This window comes from Hominisplanchenecus murintestinalis (genome assembly GCF_943193015.1).
Lineage (GTDB): Bacteria > Bacillota > Clostridia > Lachnospirales > Lachnospiraceae > Hominisplanchenecus_A > Hominisplanchenecus_A murintestinalis.
Map to the genome: position 1 here is coordinate 1 of NZ_CALPCM010000044.1, position 19,627 is coordinate 19,627.

16 protein-coding genes and 1 pseudogene are annotated in these 19,627 nt (G+C 45.1%); 8 read left to right on the forward strand and 9 right to left on the reverse strand.

Annotated features, from left to right (window positions below):
* Positions 1 to 142: 142 nt before the first annotated feature.
* From NFR99_RS12400 to NFR99_RS12415, 5 genes and pseudogenes are all read right to left on the reverse strand, one after another.
* Positions 143 to 310, reverse strand: a complete 168-nt coding sequence (locus NFR99_RS12400) for a transposon-encoded TnpW family protein (RefSeq protein WP_120413571.1) — start codon at positions 308 to 310, stop codon at positions 143 to 145.
* Positions 311 to 399: 89 nt separating this feature from the next.
* Positions 400 to 2,244, reverse strand: a complete 1,845-nt coding sequence (locus NFR99_RS12405; protein WP_135976246.1) for a recombinase family protein — start codon at positions 2,242 to 2,244, stop codon at positions 400 to 402.
* A gap of 54 nt (positions 2,245 to 2,298) precedes the next feature.
* Positions 2,299 to 7,371, reverse strand: coding sequence for a leucine-rich repeat protein (locus NFR99_RS12410; protein WP_251353775.1), 5,073 nt, complete (start codon positions 7,369 to 7,371; stop codon positions 2,299 to 2,301).
* A gap of 39 nt (positions 7,372 to 7,410) precedes the next feature.
* Positions 7,411 to 7,542, reverse strand: a pseudogene (locus NFR99_RS15605) (leucine-rich repeat protein); the annotation flags it as partial.
* Positions 7,517 to 8,242 (reverse strand): leucine-rich repeat domain-containing protein, encoded by a 726-nt coding sequence (locus NFR99_RS12415; RefSeq protein WP_251353776.1) that lies wholly within the window; start codon positions 8,240 to 8,242, stop codon positions 7,517 to 7,519. The pseudogene NFR99_RS15605 and the gene NFR99_RS12415, both read right to left, overlap by 26 nt.
* Before the next feature lie 157 nt (positions 8,243 to 8,399).
* Between NFR99_RS12415 and NFR99_RS12420 the strand changes: the two genes are divergently transcribed.
* Positions 8,400 to 8,690 carry a hypothetical protein gene (locus tag NFR99_RS12420; protein WP_120482738.1) on the forward strand — a complete coding sequence of 97 codons (291 nt, stop codon included), beginning with the start codon at positions 8,400 to 8,402 and terminating at the stop codon, positions 8,688 to 8,690.
* Here NFR99_RS12420 and NFR99_RS12425 read toward each other — a convergent pair.
* Positions 8,678 to 10,879: a RecQ family ATP-dependent DNA helicase gene (locus tag NFR99_RS12425; protein WP_251353777.1), complete on the reverse strand. Its 2,202-nt coding sequence runs from the start codon at positions 10,877 to 10,879 to the stop codon at positions 8,678 to 8,680. The two genes, NFR99_RS12420 and NFR99_RS12425, sit on opposite strands and share 13 nt — an antisense overlap.
* 14 nt (positions 10,880 to 10,893) lie before the next feature.
* Positions 10,894 to 11,094, reverse strand: coding sequence for a hypothetical protein (locus NFR99_RS12430; protein ID WP_251353778.1), 201 nt, complete (start codon positions 11,092 to 11,094; stop codon positions 10,894 to 10,896).
* An 806-nt stretch (positions 11,095 to 11,900) separates the two neighbouring features.
* On the opposite strand from NFR99_RS12430, the gene NFR99_RS12435 reads away from it, so the two are divergent.
* From NFR99_RS12435 to NFR99_RS12450, 4 genes are all read left to right on the forward strand, one after another.
* Positions 11,901 to 12,281, forward strand: coding sequence for a TnpV protein (locus NFR99_RS12435; protein WP_251353779.1), 381 nt, complete (start codon positions 11,901 to 11,903; stop codon positions 12,279 to 12,281).
* A 139-nt stretch (positions 12,282 to 12,420) separates the two neighbouring features.
* Entirely contained in the window at positions 12,421 to 12,984 is a 564-nt protein-coding gene (locus tag NFR99_RS12440; protein WP_154433079.1) for a TetR/AcrR family transcriptional regulator, read from the forward strand.
* On the forward strand, positions 12,984 to 13,727 hold the full coding sequence (locus NFR99_RS12445) for a CPBP family intramembrane glutamic endopeptidase (RefSeq protein WP_251353780.1): 744 nt from the start codon (positions 12,984 to 12,986) through the stop codon (positions 13,725 to 13,727). Before NFR99_RS12440 ends, NFR99_RS12445 begins: the two co-directional genes overlap by 1 nt.
* Before the next feature lie 9 nt (positions 13,728 to 13,736).
* Entirely contained in the window at positions 13,737 to 13,910 is a 174-nt protein-coding gene (locus NFR99_RS12450) for a cysteine-rich KTR domain-containing protein (RefSeq protein ID WP_016220596.1), read from the forward strand.
* A gap of 50 nt (positions 13,911 to 13,960) precedes the next feature.
* Here NFR99_RS12450 and NFR99_RS12455 read toward each other — a convergent pair whose 3' ends face one another.
* On the reverse strand, positions 13,961 to 15,397 hold the full coding sequence (locus NFR99_RS12455; protein ID WP_251353781.1) for a MobA/MobL family protein: 1,437 nt from the start codon (positions 15,395 to 15,397) through the stop codon (positions 13,961 to 13,963).
* A 247-nt stretch (positions 15,398 to 15,644) separates the two neighbouring features.
* Positions 15,645 to 15,860, reverse strand: a complete 216-nt coding sequence (locus tag NFR99_RS12460; protein ID WP_004612412.1) for a helix-turn-helix domain-containing protein — start codon at positions 15,858 to 15,860, stop codon at positions 15,645 to 15,647.
* A gap of 180 nt (positions 15,861 to 16,040) precedes the next feature.
* Here NFR99_RS12460 and NFR99_RS12465 point away from each other — a divergent pair, with 180 nt between their 5' ends.
* The 3 genes from NFR99_RS12465 to NFR99_RS12475 all read left to right on the forward strand — a co-directional run bounded on the left by NFR99_RS12465 (position 16,041) and on the right by NFR99_RS12475 (position 19,460).
* Positions 16,041 to 16,727, forward strand: coding sequence for a helix-turn-helix domain-containing protein (locus tag NFR99_RS12465; protein WP_154433076.1), 687 nt, complete (start codon positions 16,041 to 16,043; stop codon positions 16,725 to 16,727).
* A gap of 87 nt (positions 16,728 to 16,814) precedes the next feature.
* Entirely contained in the window at positions 16,815 to 18,113 is a 1,299-nt protein-coding gene (locus NFR99_RS12470) for a tyrosine-type recombinase/integrase (RefSeq protein ID WP_251353782.1), read from the forward strand.
* 450 nt (positions 18,114 to 18,563) lie between these two features.
* Entirely contained in the window at positions 18,564 to 19,460 is an 897-nt protein-coding gene (locus NFR99_RS12475; protein WP_251353783.1) for a hypothetical protein, read from the forward strand.
* Positions 19,461 to 19,627: the final 167 nt, after the last annotated feature.

Below are 19,627 nucleotides of genomic sequence, written 5' to 3' on the forward strand. Positions count from 1 at the left end.
CCGTAGGTTTATTAAGGTTACCCTTTTTCACGAAAATCTTTTTCATTTTCCTCTTGACATATTACCAAATTGCTTTCATGTCTGGTGTGGAATGGATTGGATAGGAATGGAATGGATTTTTACAGATAACCGTTTTCCCGTTTTATTCCTGCTTGTCGGCAAGTATCATTTTCAAAATCTTGTCACGGAATGTTTCTGTGCCGCTGTGGTTGAAAAACAACTCCGCAACAATGGTCTGCCCGTTCCTGTGTGTCGTGATGATACCGTCCGGCTTTCGGGGCGGGGTGGGTGTTTCTTTCTTTTCTGTCAATGGGTCGCTCCTTTCTGTGGGCGCGGAAAAGGGATTTCCCGTAATCGGAAAATCCCTCTCTGCTGTCGGTTATTTTGTTAGTGTTATTTTTACTGTGCAATCGCGGCGGCTTGCGCCTTTTTCCTCGCCCGGTATTCCCGCGCTTTGATACGGTCATACTCCCGTTGCTTTTCAATATTTTTAGCGCGGTAGGCTCTGGAATATTCCCGGTGGTAGGCGCGGCTCTTTTCCTTTTTCGCTTCTTCGATTTCCTCCCGCATTTTTTTGATTTCCTGCTCTGTCGGCTCGGCAAGCTGTGTCAGTTCGTTCTCAAATCTGCCGATATGGTTGAAGTATATCCCGATATGCTGAATGGCGTATCTCGCCCGTTTCTGGTCGCGCTCATGCACTTCAATCCTGCTGATAAACTCGTTTAGAATGGCGGGGGTGAGTTCGGCAAAGTCGGCATACCGTTCTGTCAGCTTCACAAACCTCTGCGCCCGTCCTCCCGCGTTCTCAAAAGCGGACAACTGCTCTTTGATTTCCGCAAGTTCCTCTTTCAAGGTATAGTATTCTTCCGAATATTTCCGCGACATCTGCTCGTAACGGTCTTGCTCAATTACTCCCAGTGCGTTGTCCTCGTACAGCTTATCCAGAACCTTTTCGATTTGTTCAAGCCGCGTTGTGATTTGCGGTACGCGCTTTTGCTGTTTCTTTGTCCTGTCGGTCTGCTGTACGTCAAGGCTCTTTTTCACTAAGGCTTCAAAATCCGCCCTGTTGCTGATGGAGTATTCCGCGATTTTTTTCAGCACCTCCGAAACGGTCTGCATGAGTAAATCCGCGTCCATGATATGCGGGGAATGACACTTGGGATTTCTGGCTTTCCCCTTGTGGTACTCACTGCAAAAGGCAACGTGCCGTTTGCCGCCGTTCCTGTAATCTATCCGTATGTGCATTTTTGCGCCGCAGTCCTTACAGAAAAGCAAGCCCGACAAAGGGTGGATTTCCCCGTCCCCGTTTGGTCGCTTGACAGGGGCGTTTTCCAAAATCCGCTGTACGTTTTCAAAATCGGTGCGGTCGATAACCGGCGCATGGACATTTTCGGTAATCTGCCACTGGCTTTTGTCTACATAGTGGTTTCGTTTGTCGCGGAAATGCTTTGTGGTCTTGAAGTTGACTACATCTCCGCAATACTCCTGCCTTGTGAGGATACGGGTCAGGGTCGCCTTATTCCATTTGTAGCGGTTTTCTTCGTTCAGCGTCCTGCTTTTTGCCGTTCCCCGCCCACGGTCTTTCATGTAGAATGTGGGGGTCGGGATTTGCTCATTTTTCAGATATACGGCAATCTGGTTTCGGTTTTTCCCGTCCAGAAACAGGCGGAAAATAAGGCGGACAACTTCGGCGGCTTCTTCGTCAATCAACCAAAAATCCTTGTTGTCGGGGTCTTTCACATAACCATAGGGGGCCTCGGTTGCGATTGGCTTGCCACTCATGCCTTTGGTCTTAATGCCCGTTTTCACTTTCTTGCTGATGTCCTTTGCGTACCACTCTGACATGATATTGATGAACGGCGCAAACTCCAATGTGTCGGGCTTTTCGCTGTCTATCCCGTTGTTTACCGCGATAAAGCGCACGTTGTTTCTGCGGAAAATCTCCATAGCGTTTCCCACTTGGAGATAGTCGCGCCCCCAACGGGTCATATCTTTCATAATGCACACGCCGACTTTGCCGTTTTCCACGTCCTCTATCATGCGGGAGTAGGCAGAACGGTCAAAAAATCTGCCGCTTTCGTCGTCGTCAATGTAGTGCCGGATATTGGTTAATTTTAACTGTCTGGCATAGCTTTCCAGAAATTTCTTCTGGTTCTGTATGGAGTTGCTTTCGCCGCCGTCCCTGTCCTCGTCCCCCACGGATAGGCGGGAGTAAAGGGCTGTGATTTTGCTGTAATCATTCATGTGCATATCCTCCTGCGTCAATATAGGTGTTGTTTACAGTTAAGATTATGCACCTCACGCGTTCCATTCATGTATACATCCGTTTATCACAGGATTCCTGTTCTGTTCACTATCCGGCTCTGTTTCTGTCTCCGTTTCCGGCTCTCCGTCCGGATTCCTTTCACCGCATCGTATACAGTCTCCACCGACATACTCATGCCCTAATGGACTTTCAGCTAAAACGCCGGCTTCCGCGGCTCCCTCCGCATCCAGAAAGGCTTTTCCACACGTATCGCAGCTCCAGTGTTCTACCACCCCCGGCTCCGTACAGGATGCCCTCTGCGCCTCATAATACGTCAGAAGATGCGCAGACATTTCCAAAATCTCTTCCTGCTCCTCCCCACATACGGCGCATATGTATTTTCGGAAACCAGTTTCGGTACACGCAGGTTCTTTTCTAAACGTTTCCTCTCCCTCTGTGTGCCCCAGGGCGGCGACTTCCCGCTGCTCCTCCAATATTTCTCCGCATACCGAACAGTGGCTTCCCGCTGTCTTTCCGGCTTTTGTACACGTTGCCTCCTCGGGCGCATCCTCCGCTGCACGATGTCCCAGCGCTTCCGTCTCCTGCTGCGCTTCCAGTATCCTGTTACATATCCCGCAATGGCTTCCTGCCGTCTTGCCAGTCTCCGTACACGTTGCTTCTATCGCCATATCCTCTACGGCGACATGAAGGTGGTCGCTCCAGGATAACCTGCCCCCGTTATCCATTTCCTCTATCCCATTCCAGGACTCATCTCCCGGCGGATAATACATATCCGCCGCCACGTTATGAAACACGTTTTTCCCAAAGGAAGGGCGGTTCCCCTCAAATCTTCCTTCTGTCAAATCATTGCAGCATCCAAAAGCAAATGCCCCTATAGACGCCATACTTGCAGGAATCTGTATATTTTTCAGGTTTACACAGCCATAGAAAGCGTACGGGCTTATGGTCGTCACACCGTCTTCTATCGCAATTCCGGAAATCATATCTGCACAAGCATGCCACGGAATCTGATCCCATGATTCACTGGGCGTCATCTCACCATCCCCGGAAATACTCAAAATCCCCTCGCTGTTCAGCGTCCATGTCAGCGCTTCCCCACAAGGCACATTGACGGTATGAAACTCACTCCAGGCAAATGTACCATCTCCAAATCTTTCTTTCACATTTTCCCATGAACGATTTCCCTCCGGATAATGCCCATTTACAGTTATATTAAAAAAACCATAACTCTTAACATCCGGCATATTTCCCTGGAAAGTGACTTCTTTCAATCCGGTGTATCCATGAAACGCGTTTCCGCCAATGCTCGTAACCTCTTTCCCAACCACCACTTCCTCCATGATATTCTTATAGGAATACCACGGAGCGCCGTCGTAGCTCCGCCAGTCCGTCATCTCGCCTGCCCCGCGGATCACCAGGATTCCATCGGACAGCGTCCATGTCAGATCGGAACCGCATGAGCCTGTATACTCATAGTGAATCGGTTCAAACGTGATACTGTTTTTTTGCGCATATGCTTCCGCAGCGCTTTTCCTGTATCCGCGCATCACCAAATTCTCATTATGTCCTTCAAACGCCGTATTGCTTATAGATGTTACTGTATATGGCATCGTGACCTCTATTAAAGCCGGGCAATTTTTAAAACTGTTGGCATAAATATATTTTATATGCCCTAGTATTTTAGCGTTTACAAGGCTGCTGCATCCCTCAAATACGGATTCTCCAAGAGACGTTACGCTTTCCGGTATGGTTACGCTTATAAGCCCGGAACATCCCTCAAATACAGATGTTCCAAGATGAGTTACGTTTTCCGGTATGGTTACGTTTATAAGACTGGAGCATCCCTCAAATGCGTATGACCCAAGAGACGTTACACTTTCCGGTATTCTCATATCCTCAAGATTCCTGCAATATAAAAACGCATTTGTCCCAACAGACGCAACCCCTTCTGCAATCTCTGCTTCCACCAGACTTTCGCATCCGCTAAACGCATAATTTCCAATCTCTGTAACGCCCTCGCTGATTACTACCCTATTTATAAGTTTTCTGTATGTATACCACGGCGCTGACGCCCAACCCCAGTCTTGCATTTCTCCTGCGCCGCGTATCGTCAATACTCCATTTTTCAATATCCAGTTCAGGTTCTCCCCACAACTGCCTCTTTGTTCATATTCAGGCGGCAGCGGCACTGCAACAAACGTGATCCTCCAGTCTTTTGCAAAGCTTTCCGCAAAGCTCCCTTCATACCCATACATCACAAAGTTTTCATCTGTCTTGTAAAATGCCATTTGTCCTATGCTCTTTATCCCATATGGTATTCTGATTTCTGCAAGTTTCGCACATTTACAAAACACCTCTGTGCCCAGACTCCTTATCGTTTCTGGCAACTCTATGCGAGACAGACTTACACACTCATAAAAGGCGCCTCTTTCAAGACTCGCCACTCCCTCCGGCAGCCGGATCTCTTTTAATCTTTTGCAGTCCCGGAATGCATACTGCCCTATGCTCGCTACGCTTTGCGGCAAAACAATATTTTCCAGGCTCCCGCATCCATAGAAGGCATAAGCGCCAATATTTTCAACGCCCTCGCCCACCGCTGCCGTATGAAACAGCCTTCTGTATGCATACCAGGGAGTCTCAGACTTTCCTGCCCAATTTTCCATTTTCCCCTTCCCGCTGATGGTCAGAACCCCTTCCTGCAGTGTCCATACCAGATTCTCACCGCAAGCGCCCTCAAAAACATCACAGGGAATTTTTTCAAAAGTTATATCATGCTCTTTCGCATAGATATCAGCTTCGCTATATTCATATCCGAAGATTCTCAGATTTTCATTGACTCCGCTAAAAGCTGTATCATCGATTTCATCTACCGAATACGGAACCGTAATCTCCAGCAAGCCCGTACAATTGCCAAAAGCCTTTCTCCCTATCCTTGTAATTTCTCCCGGAAGCACAAGATTTTCCAGACTGCTGCATTCATAAAACACATATTCTCCGATACTGGTCAATCCTTCCGGAAGGTCTATGCTTTTTAAATTACTGCACCTGCCAAATGCCCAATCTCCAAGCGCCCTCAAACCATCTGGCAGCAAAATACCCTCCATACTGCCGCATCTGACAAACGCATAAGAGCCTATCTCTGCCACGCTCTCCGGTATCTCAACTATCTGCAGGCTGCTGCATCCGCCAAACGCATGAACACCTATCGCCGTTACACCCTCTGGTATCTCAATCCTCTCCAGGCTGACGCATTCATTAAATACATAAGAGCCTATCGACGTCACACTCTTCGGTATCTCAATGCCCTCCAGGCTGACGCAGCTTTCAAACGCACGATATCCTATCCTTGTCACACCCTCCGGCACTTCAATATCGATAAGTCCCCCGCATCTGCGGAAAGCATAATTCCCGATGCTGCTTACCCCCTCGTCAATTACCACTTTGTCAAAAAGATGCTCGCATGTCTCCCACGGCACTGCTTTCAGATTGCCCCAATCATACATCTCCCCTGTCCCGTGGATAAGCAGCGTTCTATCTTGGATCTCCCAAGTCAGATTCTCCCCGCATGGCTCTATTTTATGCCAGTCTGCGTACAGCTTTTCATCTCCATATGTGGTGACTATGGTATCGGCCGTCACCCGGTCTCCTCCCTGAACCGCAGGACGCCACCCTCTGAAAATATAACCCGCTCTGACAGGTTCCGGCAGTTCCCCATAAGCCTCCCCCAGCCTGACGTCCATGCAATCGCTGTCCATCTCCCCTCCCAAAGGATAGAATTTCACCCGATGCACTTCATTCAGAATCCTCACCTTTTCCGGATTCTCCGGATCCAGCGCGTAATACAGCGGCACTCCCCCTTCCGTGCAGTACCATGTAACCATACCGTTGCACACGATTGGCTTACAGTTGGAAAGAGCGCCTGTCTCAGACGTATAAATCTCGCCTTCGGGATTTCCTTCCCCATCCAGAAAAACATAATTCAGAAGACCATCCACGTCCCACATCAGGAGGAACCTTGTATCGCTAATCTTTACCAGATGCGGCGTAGATACCTCCTCATTCCCCTTATAACTGGTAATCCAGCGTAAAGCAGTTCCTTCGCTCGTAAAGTTATCCTTTTGCGTACAGGTTACAAAAATATTTCTTACCTTTCGTGTCTCAGGAATCAGATCCTTATAAAGAGAATTTCCCGCCACCAAATACGACGTTTCCGAAGCCTCCAGCCCTCCTACCGAAGCCCCCGTATTATTATCCCCCGTGAAACCGGAAAGTGGAAAAACATCTACCGTATCACAGGAGGTATTCAGAGGCCGCTTATCAATGTCTTTCTTATAGCGGCTCAGCACAATCGATCTCGGATACGCGTCCCCATGATCAGCCGCAACCAGCTTCTGTCCGTCCACAAGCACAAACTGATTAAAGGAATGGGTGACATATCCGAAGAAAATGACCGACACCCCCGTGCTTTGCTGAACAACTTCCATCGTAGAAACCTGCACAGAAAAAGTCACATTCGCCTGATGGATTTCCCCATTGCTGAGCGCGTACATCTCATGGCATGTGCGCACAAACAGAAGATCTCCGCTCTGCGCCATTCTGAGACTTCCGAACTTAAACGGCGTCGTCGTATTCGCCCCATACAGCCCCACTGAATCCAGCCTCTGCCAGTCCTTCGTGTACTTAACTACACGCATAACCTCCACACTGTCATCTTCATCAGGATTTGGCTGCCCAAATACAAGAAAATTGTAGTCCTCGCCCGCATAAAACCCGCCGAATAAAGGCAATTCCACAGGAATCTTTTTTCTATCCAGAACCCTCCCGTCCATGCTGCAGCGTTCTGCAGTGACATAGTTTCCTATTTTGTTATGTCTTCCCGCAGCGATTCCATCGTCCGATCTCTTTCCTACATATTCTATACGGTTCATCGTCCCATCCCCATTCTCTTCCAGGTAAGACGTGACCACTCTTCCATACGTATTATAATTCTGCGTCCCCTTATTGCTGCTTTCCGCCCCCGCCAGATCTGACAGACCGCCTGGCGCGATTGCCTCCGAATGACCGGAACGGTAAACACCAAGCGCGTCATTGCAGCCACAAAACACATTTTTTCCATAAGCAATAAAGGTATCGGGTACATTTAGACGGGTAAGCTTGGTACACCATGCGAATGTATAATCTTTAATCTCCGTGATTCCGGATGGAACCGTCAGCTCTGTCAGTCCGCTGCAGCCTGCGAACGCAAACCCCTCAATCCTCTTTATCTGTTCCGGGATATAAGATACTTTTCAGGCTGCTGCACCCATAAAATGTGTACGTATTAATTTCTGTCATGCCCTCCGGCACTTCCACTTCCCTCAGGCTTGAACACTCATAAAATGCGAATCCCTCAATCTCCGTCAGTTCACCTTCTATTTCCACTCTTTCTAGGTTGCTGCATCCATAAAATGTGCTGCCTTGAATTCTGCTCACCCCTGAAGGCAGTACAATACTTCTCAGGCTGATGCACGCCTCAAATGCGTACGACTCAATCTCTGCCACTCCCGAAGGCAACGCGATACTGGTCAGTTTTCTGCAATTATAAAACGAGGAGTCGCCAAGCTTTCTCAGACTGGCCGGAAGTTCAACACTGCTTAGCTCCGTACATTCAGCAAAGGCATTCATACCTGTGCTCGTCACTCCCTCGGAAACCACTACGCTCCGGATCTTCTTACGGTATCTGCCCCACGTTTTTGCCGAGTGAATATGCCATTCATACACATCCTCCATCTCCCCGCTTCCTGACACGACAAGTTTCCCTTCTGTATCCAACGTCCATGTCAGACTCTCTCCGCAGGTGCCGGAAGCCATCGCTTCTGGCTCTTCAGATTCTGTCATCTCCGTCTCTGATGCGTACACTTCCATCCTCCCCATTGCCGCGGATGACCACGCCAACAGAAGTATCAACAGCCACATTTTCCACTTTCTTTTTCCCATACTCTTTCCTTCTCCTTTTTTAGCAAATTGCCTTTGTCACACGCCCCACAAATTGTTAATTTATTATATCCCCTTCCACAATTACGTGCAACTATTTTGTCAGAAAATAAATTTGTATCCAAAAATTTGAATTCCCGCTGAAAAAAATAGAGTTAATATGCCCGACTTTGATTTGGCAATTGAAATCGCAAATTATTTTGATGTCGGCATCGAAGAATTATTAGACGGAGAAAGAAAGATGGATATGATTGAAAAGAAACAAGAAGAAACTCTCTTAAAAGTAGCTGACTACGGCAACAATGAACGGATAGCTTTCTCAAAGAGGCTCCGCCATCTGCAAAGGACGTCCGCGATTTCATTTTATCACAGGCGCCCTTTCTTATTTTCAATCACATATTGCTTATCCATTCTTCTAAAAGACACGGCGGGCATTCACTATCTGGTATAGTGTTCCACAATCATACGCTGCGCCCGCTCATCATAATAAATATCCTCATACTCCGTCCCTTTCTTGCTAAGGCGCGGCGCCAGGAAAAGCCCTGCCGATTTCCCCTTTTCCGTAACTTCTTTCCTGGGAATCCTACCGTAAAAGACCTGGGACGCCAGCTCCTCTGACAGCACAAACCGAAAAATTTCCGCCCCGCTGATTTTTTTCGTGGTGTCCGGATTCCGCAGCTCATTTAATTTCTCTGCGATTTCTGTCACAAGATATTTCTCAGCATAAGGAAAACGCTCTGCCTGCTCTGTGGTCAGAGAAAACTCCCGTTTGATTGCTGAAGCTTTCTTTACACTTCCGCCTCCCAGCACTTCTTCGATTTCCCCAAAATGCAGCTTTTCCCGCTGCCCGCCCGTAAACTCCAGAATCTTATCTGCAAAACGCTGTCCGTATTTTTTCGCTTTATTCTCTCCAACTCCGGATACCCGCAGCATTTCTTTCCTGTCAGCCGGAAGCTTTATACACATTTCTACCAGGGTTTTATCTGAAAAAACCAGATACGGCGGAACGCCCTCTTCTCTGGCGATTGCCATACGCAGCTCCCGCAGTCCATCAAACAGCTCCAGTCCCCTGCTGTTCAAAATGTCTGTTCTTCCGGGCTTTTTCTTTCCTGTCGTTCCGAAAACACGGTTTAAAGTGTCGGCTGCCGACGCGCCTTCTACAATCTCCTCTTTTGCTTTTTTCAGAAAAATCTTTCCGCCATTTTCCAAAAATTCCCTTCCTTTTTCCGTAACCTTTACCAGCGCATATTTATCCTTCGTCTTACACAAAAATCCATCCAGCATCATCTGCTCCATAATTTCTTTAATCGCCGGTTCCGTCAAGTCCTTTAGCGCACCGTAGCGTTGCTTCATCTCCCCCACACACGCCGCGATTTTCCTGGCCTCTTCCGTCACATCCAGTTCCTCAAACTCCTTCCGGCAATTGGAACAGCTCTCGCACGCCCCCATTCCCTGCTCCCCAAAATAACGCAGTATATACTCCCGGAGACAGTTTTTCGTCAGACAGTAGTGTACCATGCTCTGCAGCCGTTCTTCGTCCCGCTCCCTGACTGCCCGCGCCTCCTCCGGTGTAAAATCGGGATTTTCCTCTTTGCTGTTCAGCAGAAAACGGTTAATCACCAAATCCTGTGCCGAATACAGCAAAATACACTCCGACGGTTCCCCGTCGCGCCCTGCGCGCCCCGCTTCCTGATAGTAATTTTCTATACTCTGGGGCATATTGTAATGAATGACATAGCGAACATTCGACTTGTCAATTCCCATCCCAAACGCATTTGTCGCCACCATCACCAGGCTCCGTTCATAAATAAAATCCTCCTGGTTCTGCTGACGTTCCACATTTCCAAGCCCTGCATGGTATTTCGTTACGGCTATCCCCTCCGCCGCAAGTTTTTCAAACACAGCATCCACATTTTTCCTCGTTGCACAGTAGATAATCCCGCTCTCATTCTTGTGCCCTGCCACATAATCCAGAACATACGCATCCTTTTTCCTTATATTCTCCACCGCAAAGTACAGATTTTCCCGGTTAAATCCAGTTACCAGAACCTTTGGCTCCGAAAGTCCCAATACACACTGAATATCCTCTTTCACCGCCTCCGTAGCCGTGGCCGTAAATGCGCTGATAATCGGACGTTTCGGCAGCTGCTTGATAAACTGCACAATTTTCAGGTAGCTTGGCCGGAAATCCTGCCCCCACTGGGAGATACAGTGTGCCTCATCCACCGTCACCATACGGATATCAGCATTTTCTGCAAATGCCATAAACGCTGGGGTTTCCAGCCGTTCCGGAGCCACATAAATAATCTTATACCTTCCATTTGCCGCATAATACATCGCTTTGGAAATCTGATTTTCCGTCAGAGAGCTGTTAATGTAAGCTGCGTGGATTCCTGCCTGATTTAATGCGCTGACCTGATCTTTCATAAGAGAAATGAGTGGAGAAATAACGACGGTAATTCCCGGCAGCATAAGCGCCGGCACCTGATAGCAAATCGATTTGCCAGCCCCGGTGGGCATAATGCCCAGAACATCCTGCCCCGCAAGAACCGCATCAATCAATATTTCCTGCCCCTCCCGGAAGGAGGGGTAGCCGAAATATCTTTCTAAAATATCATATTTTGTTGTGCCCTGCACCATAGATTTCCTTTCTTTTACTGAATAAATAGAGACGCTCTTTTTCCAAAATATATTTTGTTCAGTACAATCATAATAATCATAGTAATAAGATTTGTCACATTCGCTGTGCTCAGCAAAAACTCCTGCGTAATTGCCGAAACTGCAATAATAATATACCAGTTCCGCAGCTCCTTCCCCTTAATGCCCTCCGGTAAAATACTGGACTGCTGGGACATATCCCCACCTACACCGTATTGATACTCATTCTGTTCTTCTTTCTCCGAATAAAGTGGCTGCGGGGTATCATTCCTCCTTCAAAAACCTACAATTTTTCATTACCCTACCGTCATAATATCCCAAAAGAAATTGCCCGTCAATATAAAAACCTGCTTTTAGCTATACGAATATAACTATTCAAAATTCACATGCATAATCAGAGAGAAGTTTACGGTTTGGTTACCAAATTGCGGTTTGTATGCGAGTTTGTCGCTTACATCAGGCAGTTACGACTCCGAGAGTCCCTTTGCTTACACCGGACGCCGGGGCACCTGCCATATATCCCACACGGACGGTGACAACGCGCCGGTGAGCTAACGATTAACTACAACTAATGCGCGAAGGCTCTCCTGAGCGTATTTAGTTGTAGTTAGCGGCTAGTTCGACGGAACGCTGTCTCCGTCCGTGTGGGATATGCGGCAGGCTTCCCGGCGTCCGGCATAAACATGGGGACTATCGATTCCGTGACTATCCGGGGTAAGAGACAAACTCCCCGACAAACCAGAATTTGAAAACCATAAAATTATGAGTGATTATTGCTCTCCATAGGTTATCAATAAAATCCTCCAAAAGCATTGAAAATAAAGGATTTATCGCAATGTGTTCGCCTTATCCCTTTATATGATTTCACACAAGTTTACTCTTTCCCTGACTGCTTATAAGGGCAAAATCAAGGGAAAGAAAATCCCATAACAAGATATAACAGAGTGTGGCAATCGGAGAACTGTGACATATGTGCGAATATATTATAGTGGAGGATTTTTTAATGAACAAGTATATTTATGATGAAAGCAATGGTCTTTGGTATGAACTGCAAAGAGATTATTATATCCCTTGCCTGACCTTACCAGCCGAAAAAGAAAACAAACCTATCGGTTTATGGGGGCAGCGACACAAACGATATTTACAGGAACATAAGAGGGCGTTTTACGCCACGCTACTCACAAGTGGCAAGATGAATGCTTATCTTGCGGATGTCGATAAACAGGCGGAGAAACGCTTTGAAAGACTTGTAGAACAGATGAAGCAGGCACAGGGTATCACGGAACGCCTAAAGGCGAAAAATGCCTTAGAATGGGTTGGACAGATGAATAACATTCGGGCTTGTTCTATGGAGATTGTGGAGAGGGAAATTATATTCGCATAAGTAGACAAGGCGGCAGGGAGTAAATTCTCTGTCGCTTATTTTTACTATATTTTCGTTACGAAACTTGACAAAAATCTCTCCTCTTATTATAATTTATGTTATATAACAATAATTATAAAATGACAGAGAGGTGAAAAATATGCCACCAAAGGTGAAAATTACAAAAGAGATGATTATAGATGCAGCATTTGAGATAGCACGAAGTGAGGGAGCAGAAAATATCAATGCACGAGCTGTATCAAAAAAATTAGGCTGTTCCACTCAACCTGTTATGTATCATTTTAAAACAATAGAGGAATTGAAAAAAACTGTATATGTTAAGGCAGATGAGTATCATTCCGAATATATAACTAATATTCAGAGTGAAAATCCGATGAAAGATATTGGACTGAATTATATACGCTTTGCTGAAACAGAAAAAAATTTGTTTCGGTTTCTATTTCAAACAAATGAGTTTATAGGAAAAAATATTTCTGAGTTGATAAATTCTGAAGAATTACAGCCTATTATAGCTATACTGAGTAAAGAAGTAGAGGTCAATACAGAACAGGCGAAAACCATTTTCCGTTCATTATTCCTGATTGCACACGGATATGCAAGTATGTTTGCAAATAACGAAATGGCCTATGACGAACAGACGATTATATCTGATTTAGACTTGGTATTTGACGGAACAGTTTATTCATTAAAAGGAGGATTATAATGTATCGTTTATATAAGAAAAATGAATTAAATTTCTCATTGGTTTGGATTGTTTCCTATGTTGTTTTGTTTAGTGTTGCTGACAGCTTTTCTGCTTCGCTTGGCACTGAAAAAATAATTGCTGCACCCGTTGCTATAGTTTTTACATTGCTTCTTTTAGTTTTTGTGAGTAAACACAACTTAAAAGAAAAATACGGTCTGTGTTCTTTTAATGGAAGCCTTAGAAATTTCTTATATTTTACTCCGCTACTTCTAATTATGAGTATTAACCTATGGAATGGCGTTACGATGAAGCTGTCTGTTTTAGAAACTGTGTTATATATTTTAAGTATGCTCTGCGTTGGATTCATTGAAGAAATTATTTTTCGTGGATTTCTGTTCAAAGCATTATACAATGACAATGTAAAGTTGGCGATTGTTATCTCAAGTGTTACTTTTGGAATTGGACATATTGTAAACTTACTGAACGGAAAAGATTTAATACCTACACTCTTACAAGTTTGTTATGCAATCGCAATAGGTTTTCTTTTTACAATTATTTTTTACAAAGGAAAGAGCCTTTTACCGTGTATTATTGCACATAGTTTTGTAAATTCTTCGAGCGTTTTTGCTGTTGAAAATTCTTCAATGAAGATTCATATTATTTCAAGTGCAGTATTATGTATTATTAGCTTAAGTTACGCACTGTGGATATTGAAAAAAACAAAACAATTTGATGAATATGAAAATAATGATAGGCGGTGATGATATTATATGCCAACTATTATTTCAGAATGGATATATTGCCCTGTATGCGGCAATAAAACCCGTACTATGATACGGGAAGATACGGAATTAAAAAACTTTCCTCTCTACTGTCCGAAGTGCAAGAAAGAAACAATCATCAATGTTCAGGATATGAAAATCACGCTTGCAGTCAGTAAATGATTATGTATGCCGCCGCTATGGGTAAAACCATAACGGCGGTTTTTCAATGCCTATCGGCTATCTCTGTCAATGGATTTCTTACGCTGTCTTTGCGGCGGTTTCTGCCTGTTTCGTTCCTGTATCTCTCGCAGATGTTTTAACACGCTCTGCCTTTCGGGCGGTCTGTGCGGTCCTTTAGCGGCGGTTGTCGATTTCCTGCTGACTTGATATTCCCACTCAGCAAGGTCACGGTTGTATTGTTCTACAACGCTTTCCATTTCTCGGAAAGTACGCATAAAAACTTGTACATCGGGATAACCGTCCTCTTTGAGCGTATCGGGAATTTTATCCAACCTGTCGGCAATCTCCGCTTCGGTTTCTTTGATTTTTACCTCTAACGCTTTTCGTTCTTTGTCTTTGAAAAGCCCCTTTGTATCGGCAAGCTGCTGTTTCAACTGCGGTAGAACTTTGTCCTGCAAGTTTTTGATTTCCTTTGCCTTATCCTGTACTTTTATCATTAGGTTTCGCATATGGCGGAACTCTGCCATATCAATATCAAGTGTAGGCTTGGGTGGCATATCTTTTTCCCGAATAAGGTTTTGCAGAAAATCTTTTGCCTTTGCCACAATCCCACGGAACAGATTAGGCAGCCAGCCTTTGCTCTTGATTGACTGGCTTGCTTTTTCGTGTATCTCGGTCTGCTTGACTTCTAAAATCTTTGCTTCGGAAATACCCGATAACAACGCCATATCCGCTGTCCTGTTCCATTCCTGCCTTGCGGCGTTATCCGCTTCAATCTCGGCGGCTTTGGGATTGTTCTTGCCGATTTTTTTGGTGGGAAGATACACGCTGTTCTTATCAAAGACCTTTAACTGCTGTTCGGGATCGGAGATATGCCGATTGATAAGGCCGGTGTAAATCTCTTTTACCTCCCGAAGAAAAGGCTCGCTTTTGAATTTATCATCTTTCACGGTAAAGAGGTGGCTTTCGTAAACCTCGCCTTTTTTTATGACGGTGCAGCCTTTTCGTATCTGCCCGTCCTCCCCTGTGATTTCTTTCTTGGTGCGTACCCTTTTTCCCGTTTCATCATAGAACACGCTGCGTGTGGCTATCTTGATGTCAGGTTCAGGAAGCAGTTTTCTTTCGCTGAAGATGAGGTGGATATGATAATTCGTCTTGCGTTTGTTGTGGTGGAGGGCTGACACGCACTCCACACCATACCGCCTGCGGAACTCCTCCGTAAAATCTTCAAGGACTTCCTGTGGCTCGTATCTTGTATAAATTTCGGGCAGGGCGATAATCAATTCCCTTGCTTCGATACATTTGCCCTCTGTGCCGCTCCGCTTAAATTCCTGTTGGCTTTCCCTTGCAAGGTTCTTCCAAAATTCATTATCGGCGGTGCGGTAGGTGGCATAGAGATTTTCCTGCCTTGCATGGCTTGTGATATAGGATATTCTTCCCTTGACATTTGGTAGTTTTGACATTTGTATAAATGAATGTCTTGCCATATACTCCTTCCTCCCGTGACGGGCATACTCTTTTTGCAACCGATAAATCGGTTGCCGCTGTTTCGGCGGCGTAAGAAGACGGACAGCGAAGAAAACAGAGGGCTGTTTTCTTCTGTATCATAGCGGCGGTGCTTTGCCCGAAGCTGTGATACAGTGCCCCCTGCAAGGGCGAAATACTCAGAGTACAAATCGAAGATTTGTGCGAGGGGTGTATTTCGCTCTCAAACGCCGAGGGCTTGGAGAATGCTTATTCTACTTTGCGGACATCGTTTTCATTGAGCAGGTTTCTTCCCTGATTGACGCTCATAAATCGCTCTAAAGTATCCCTGCGGATAATCGCTTTTCTGCCGACCTTGAGGACAGGCAACTTGCCCCAGTCTACCAACTTACGCATTGTATTTCTTCCGATACCCGTACATTCTGCTGCTTCTTCTATGGTTAAACCCATTTTGATGTTGCTCATTTTATTAACCTCCTTTCAAAATACGCATTTTGCAACTATGTATCTGTAATTATACTTATTTTGCTATCCCTTGTCAACTTGTTTTGCAACTGATTAAGAAATATTTTTGCCTATTATTAAATTTATGGTTGCAAAATAGGTTTCGCTATGCTATACTATCAGCAATAGGAGGTGAAAACCTTGAAAAAAGAAATTACATTCACCGCAAAACAGGTCGGTGAACGAGTAAAAGAACGCCGAACAGAATTAAACTTAACAATGCCCGAACTTGGTAAGCGTGTCGGAGTAAACAAATCTACCATTCAAAGATATGAAGCGGACGGTGTAGACCCGAAGCGTACAATGATTATCAACGGGCTGGCAGAAGCACTCCTGACCACTCCCGAATGGCTGACAGGACTTTCCGAAGATAAGGAATATGACAGCCGCACTTTATGTGCAAGGGATATGGAGGAACATATCAAAAAATATCTTGATACGGTTTCTTCCGTGGTAAAGGGAGAACCGCACCAACAACTGCTCACGACATTCCTCGGAAAGATGATTGACCTCTATACGGTTATGACTTATCACTTTGCAGACGCTATGGCTGAGGTTGACCGTGTAGCCGAGGACGAAGGCTTAAAGCAGTCCTTACGCCGCTATGCGATTGAGTCAGGGGCGATTATGGAAAGGGTTTACCGTAAAGAAATGGAACTTCCTATCGAGGATATGAAACAGTTTTTAGACGGGATTTTACATATCTACGATGAGGGACGCACCGCTGTAAAGATGGGCGACCTGTTCGGGATAGCGACAGCAGCCGAAGAAAGGGTTGCTGAAAAAGAAAAATTCCGTGGCTCTTTGACAAGTGAAAACGATGACTGACACTCATCGGCATAAGTAACCTTATTACTTTACGCACACCATATGTCACAGTCCCGATTGCCACGGATAGAAAGGGGAAATTTATCTATGGCAAAAGGTTCTGTAAGAAAAAAAGGTAAAAAGTGGTACGCACGCTTCTATATCGAAGATGAAAGCGGCAGAAAAGTACAGAAAGAGTTTGTGGGAACAGAAAGCAAGTCTGAAACAGAAGCCCTGCTCAGAAAAGCAATCGCTGACTATGAGGAAAAGAAATTCGTTGCGAAGTCTGAAAACATCACAGTTGGTATGCTGCTCGATCTGTGGGTGGAGGAAGAACTGAAACCCGGCAATCTCAGCAATGGTACGGTAATGTCCTATCAGGGAACGGTCAACCGTATCAAACAGTACCCGATAGGAAACCGAAAGCTGAAAACCGTAACCGCCGACCATTTACAGGCGTATATAGACTTTCTCAGCTTTGGCGGTACAAATCCTGACGGCACAACCGCAAAGGCACTCAGCAAAGGGTATCTCCGATTGTTTTCGGCTGTTTTACAAGGGGCGTTCCGTTTTGCGGTATTCCCAAAAAGGCTGATAACCTTTAACCCGATGCAGTATGTGGTATGGCGGGGAAAGAAAGAAGAATACGAACTGTTCTCGGACGAGGACGGAGAAACTGCTTCCACACCAACGCTCAGCTACGAACAGTATCAGAGGTTAGAGGACTTCCTGAAAAAGAAAAACAATCCTGCACTTCTTCCTATACAGATAGCCTATTATACAGGCTTGCGTATTGGAGAGGTCTGCGGTCTGACTTGGCAGGACATCAACCTTGAAGAACAATATTTGACAGTACGCCGCAGCATGCGTTACAACGGGGCAAGGCACAAAACAGAAATAGGGGCAACAAAGCGTAAAAAAATCCGCACCGTGGACTTTTGCGATACGCTTGCCGCAATCCTGAAAGCTGCAAAAGCAAAACAGCACAAAAACCGTTTCCGATACGGGGAACTGTACAGCCTTAATTACTATTTGGAGGTTAAAGAAAAAGACCGCACCTATTATGAGGTTTACAGTCTGCCGAGGTCGGAGGAAGTCCCAGAGGGGTACAAGGAATTATCCTTTGTCTGCCTTAGACCTGACGGGGCATTTGAAGCACCGAGTACGGTGGGGATTATGTGTAGGACAGCAAGAAAAAAGGTGGAGGGATTGGAGGATTTCCACTTCCATATGCTCAGGCACACCTATACAAGCAATCTGCTTTCAAACGGTGCAGCACCTAAAGATGTGCAGGAACTTCTCGGACACGCTGATGTCAGTACCACAATGAACATTTACGCTCACGCTACAAGGGAAGCGAAGCGTACTTCCGCAAGACTGCTGGATAAGGTAATCGGCGAAGAATAAAAAATTTCCCTTGTTTCGGCTCATAAGGGCAAAAACAAGGGAAAATACATAAGGTTTGAACATTTAATAGGCGATATGCCTTGAAAATAGAGGGTTTATAGAGGATTGAATAGATAAACTGGAATTTGCCGCTGAATAGTTACACATAAGTGCATAATCTTGCAATTATCCCCCGTGTACCCTATAATAATAGAAAATATACTGTTTAAAATATTGCGTGGAGGAATATATATGAAAAATGATCTGCGTATCGGCCTGGCTATCTGGAGGAAAATAACAAATCGGAATTTTGCTTTCGCACAGTTTTTTTTCTTTTTGATAACTGGGTTACTGACGGTAACCTACCTAAATCCCCGGTTTATTGAGCGGATAAACACCGTTTTTTCCGCAGATGCAAATAAAATACTTCTGGCTCTGACCATATTGCATACCCTCATCTCCTGCATCGCAGTGGAGCAGGCAATTGGGGAATCATACCACCGAAATAAACATCTGTTTTACCAGCTCTCCCTTAACAGACGGGCAGAATGTATCTGTACTCTGCTCCAGAAAATCGGCTGGTACTATTATTTCATGATTGTGCTTCTCGCAATTTGGAATACCGCTATCCTAAAAATCAGGTTCGTTTTTCCCATAGCCTCCCTCCTGTTTATCATCGGCTCCACTCTGGACTACTATAAGGCTGAAGCACGCATACCGGACGGAAAACCCTCCATATCCTATCAAGTCCACCGCCTTTTTTATTGGAAAAAGAGAACAAATGCCTCAGCCGCTGCTTCACAGAAAAGCGGAAAGTTTTGCGCCGCTTTTTTCAGAAAGCACCCTTTCATAGAACTTATGACTATAACAATTCGGGGATTTTATCAATACAAAAGCCTGGCTGCTGCAAAGCTCCTTTTAATTCTTTTTCTCTTTTACTGCCAAAACATACAGGTGTTGGGCGAAAAAATCTTTCTCCTGTCAACCGCATTTTTTATTCTGCTAAATGACAAATATTGGAGAGAAGAAAGCCGCAATTTCTCCTGCTTCTCAAGCATCGGAATTCCTATGAATAAATATATTTTTGTTCATTTTCTCGCAGGTATCTGCTTTAACCTCACAATACCTGTACTGATATTCCTTAACGCCTCTGGCTCCGTCAAAGCGGTTATATTAAACGCTCTCCTGCTATGCTGCATGATTTTCTTCTGGTATCTGTCCCAAATATATCTTTATCTGAAAGCAGGACAGGACAATAGCCTGCTAACTCTGCTCGGCAGCATCATCCTTTTGATACTCGGTGCTATTCCTGGCATAAACGTGCTTTTAACTATACGAATATACAAACAGATTGTAACACTTTTATAATTATTATATTATTGTTTTGCATGAAAATTTGTAGGAATTTCTTTGAAATGTGATAGAATAACTATGTTACCGCCTCCAATCTGGTAACAGGAAGTCCAGCTAATAAATGTCAATAGCAAAATGAGAAAAATCGAAATTATTTTTAAAGCAAAAAAGGCGCACTTACC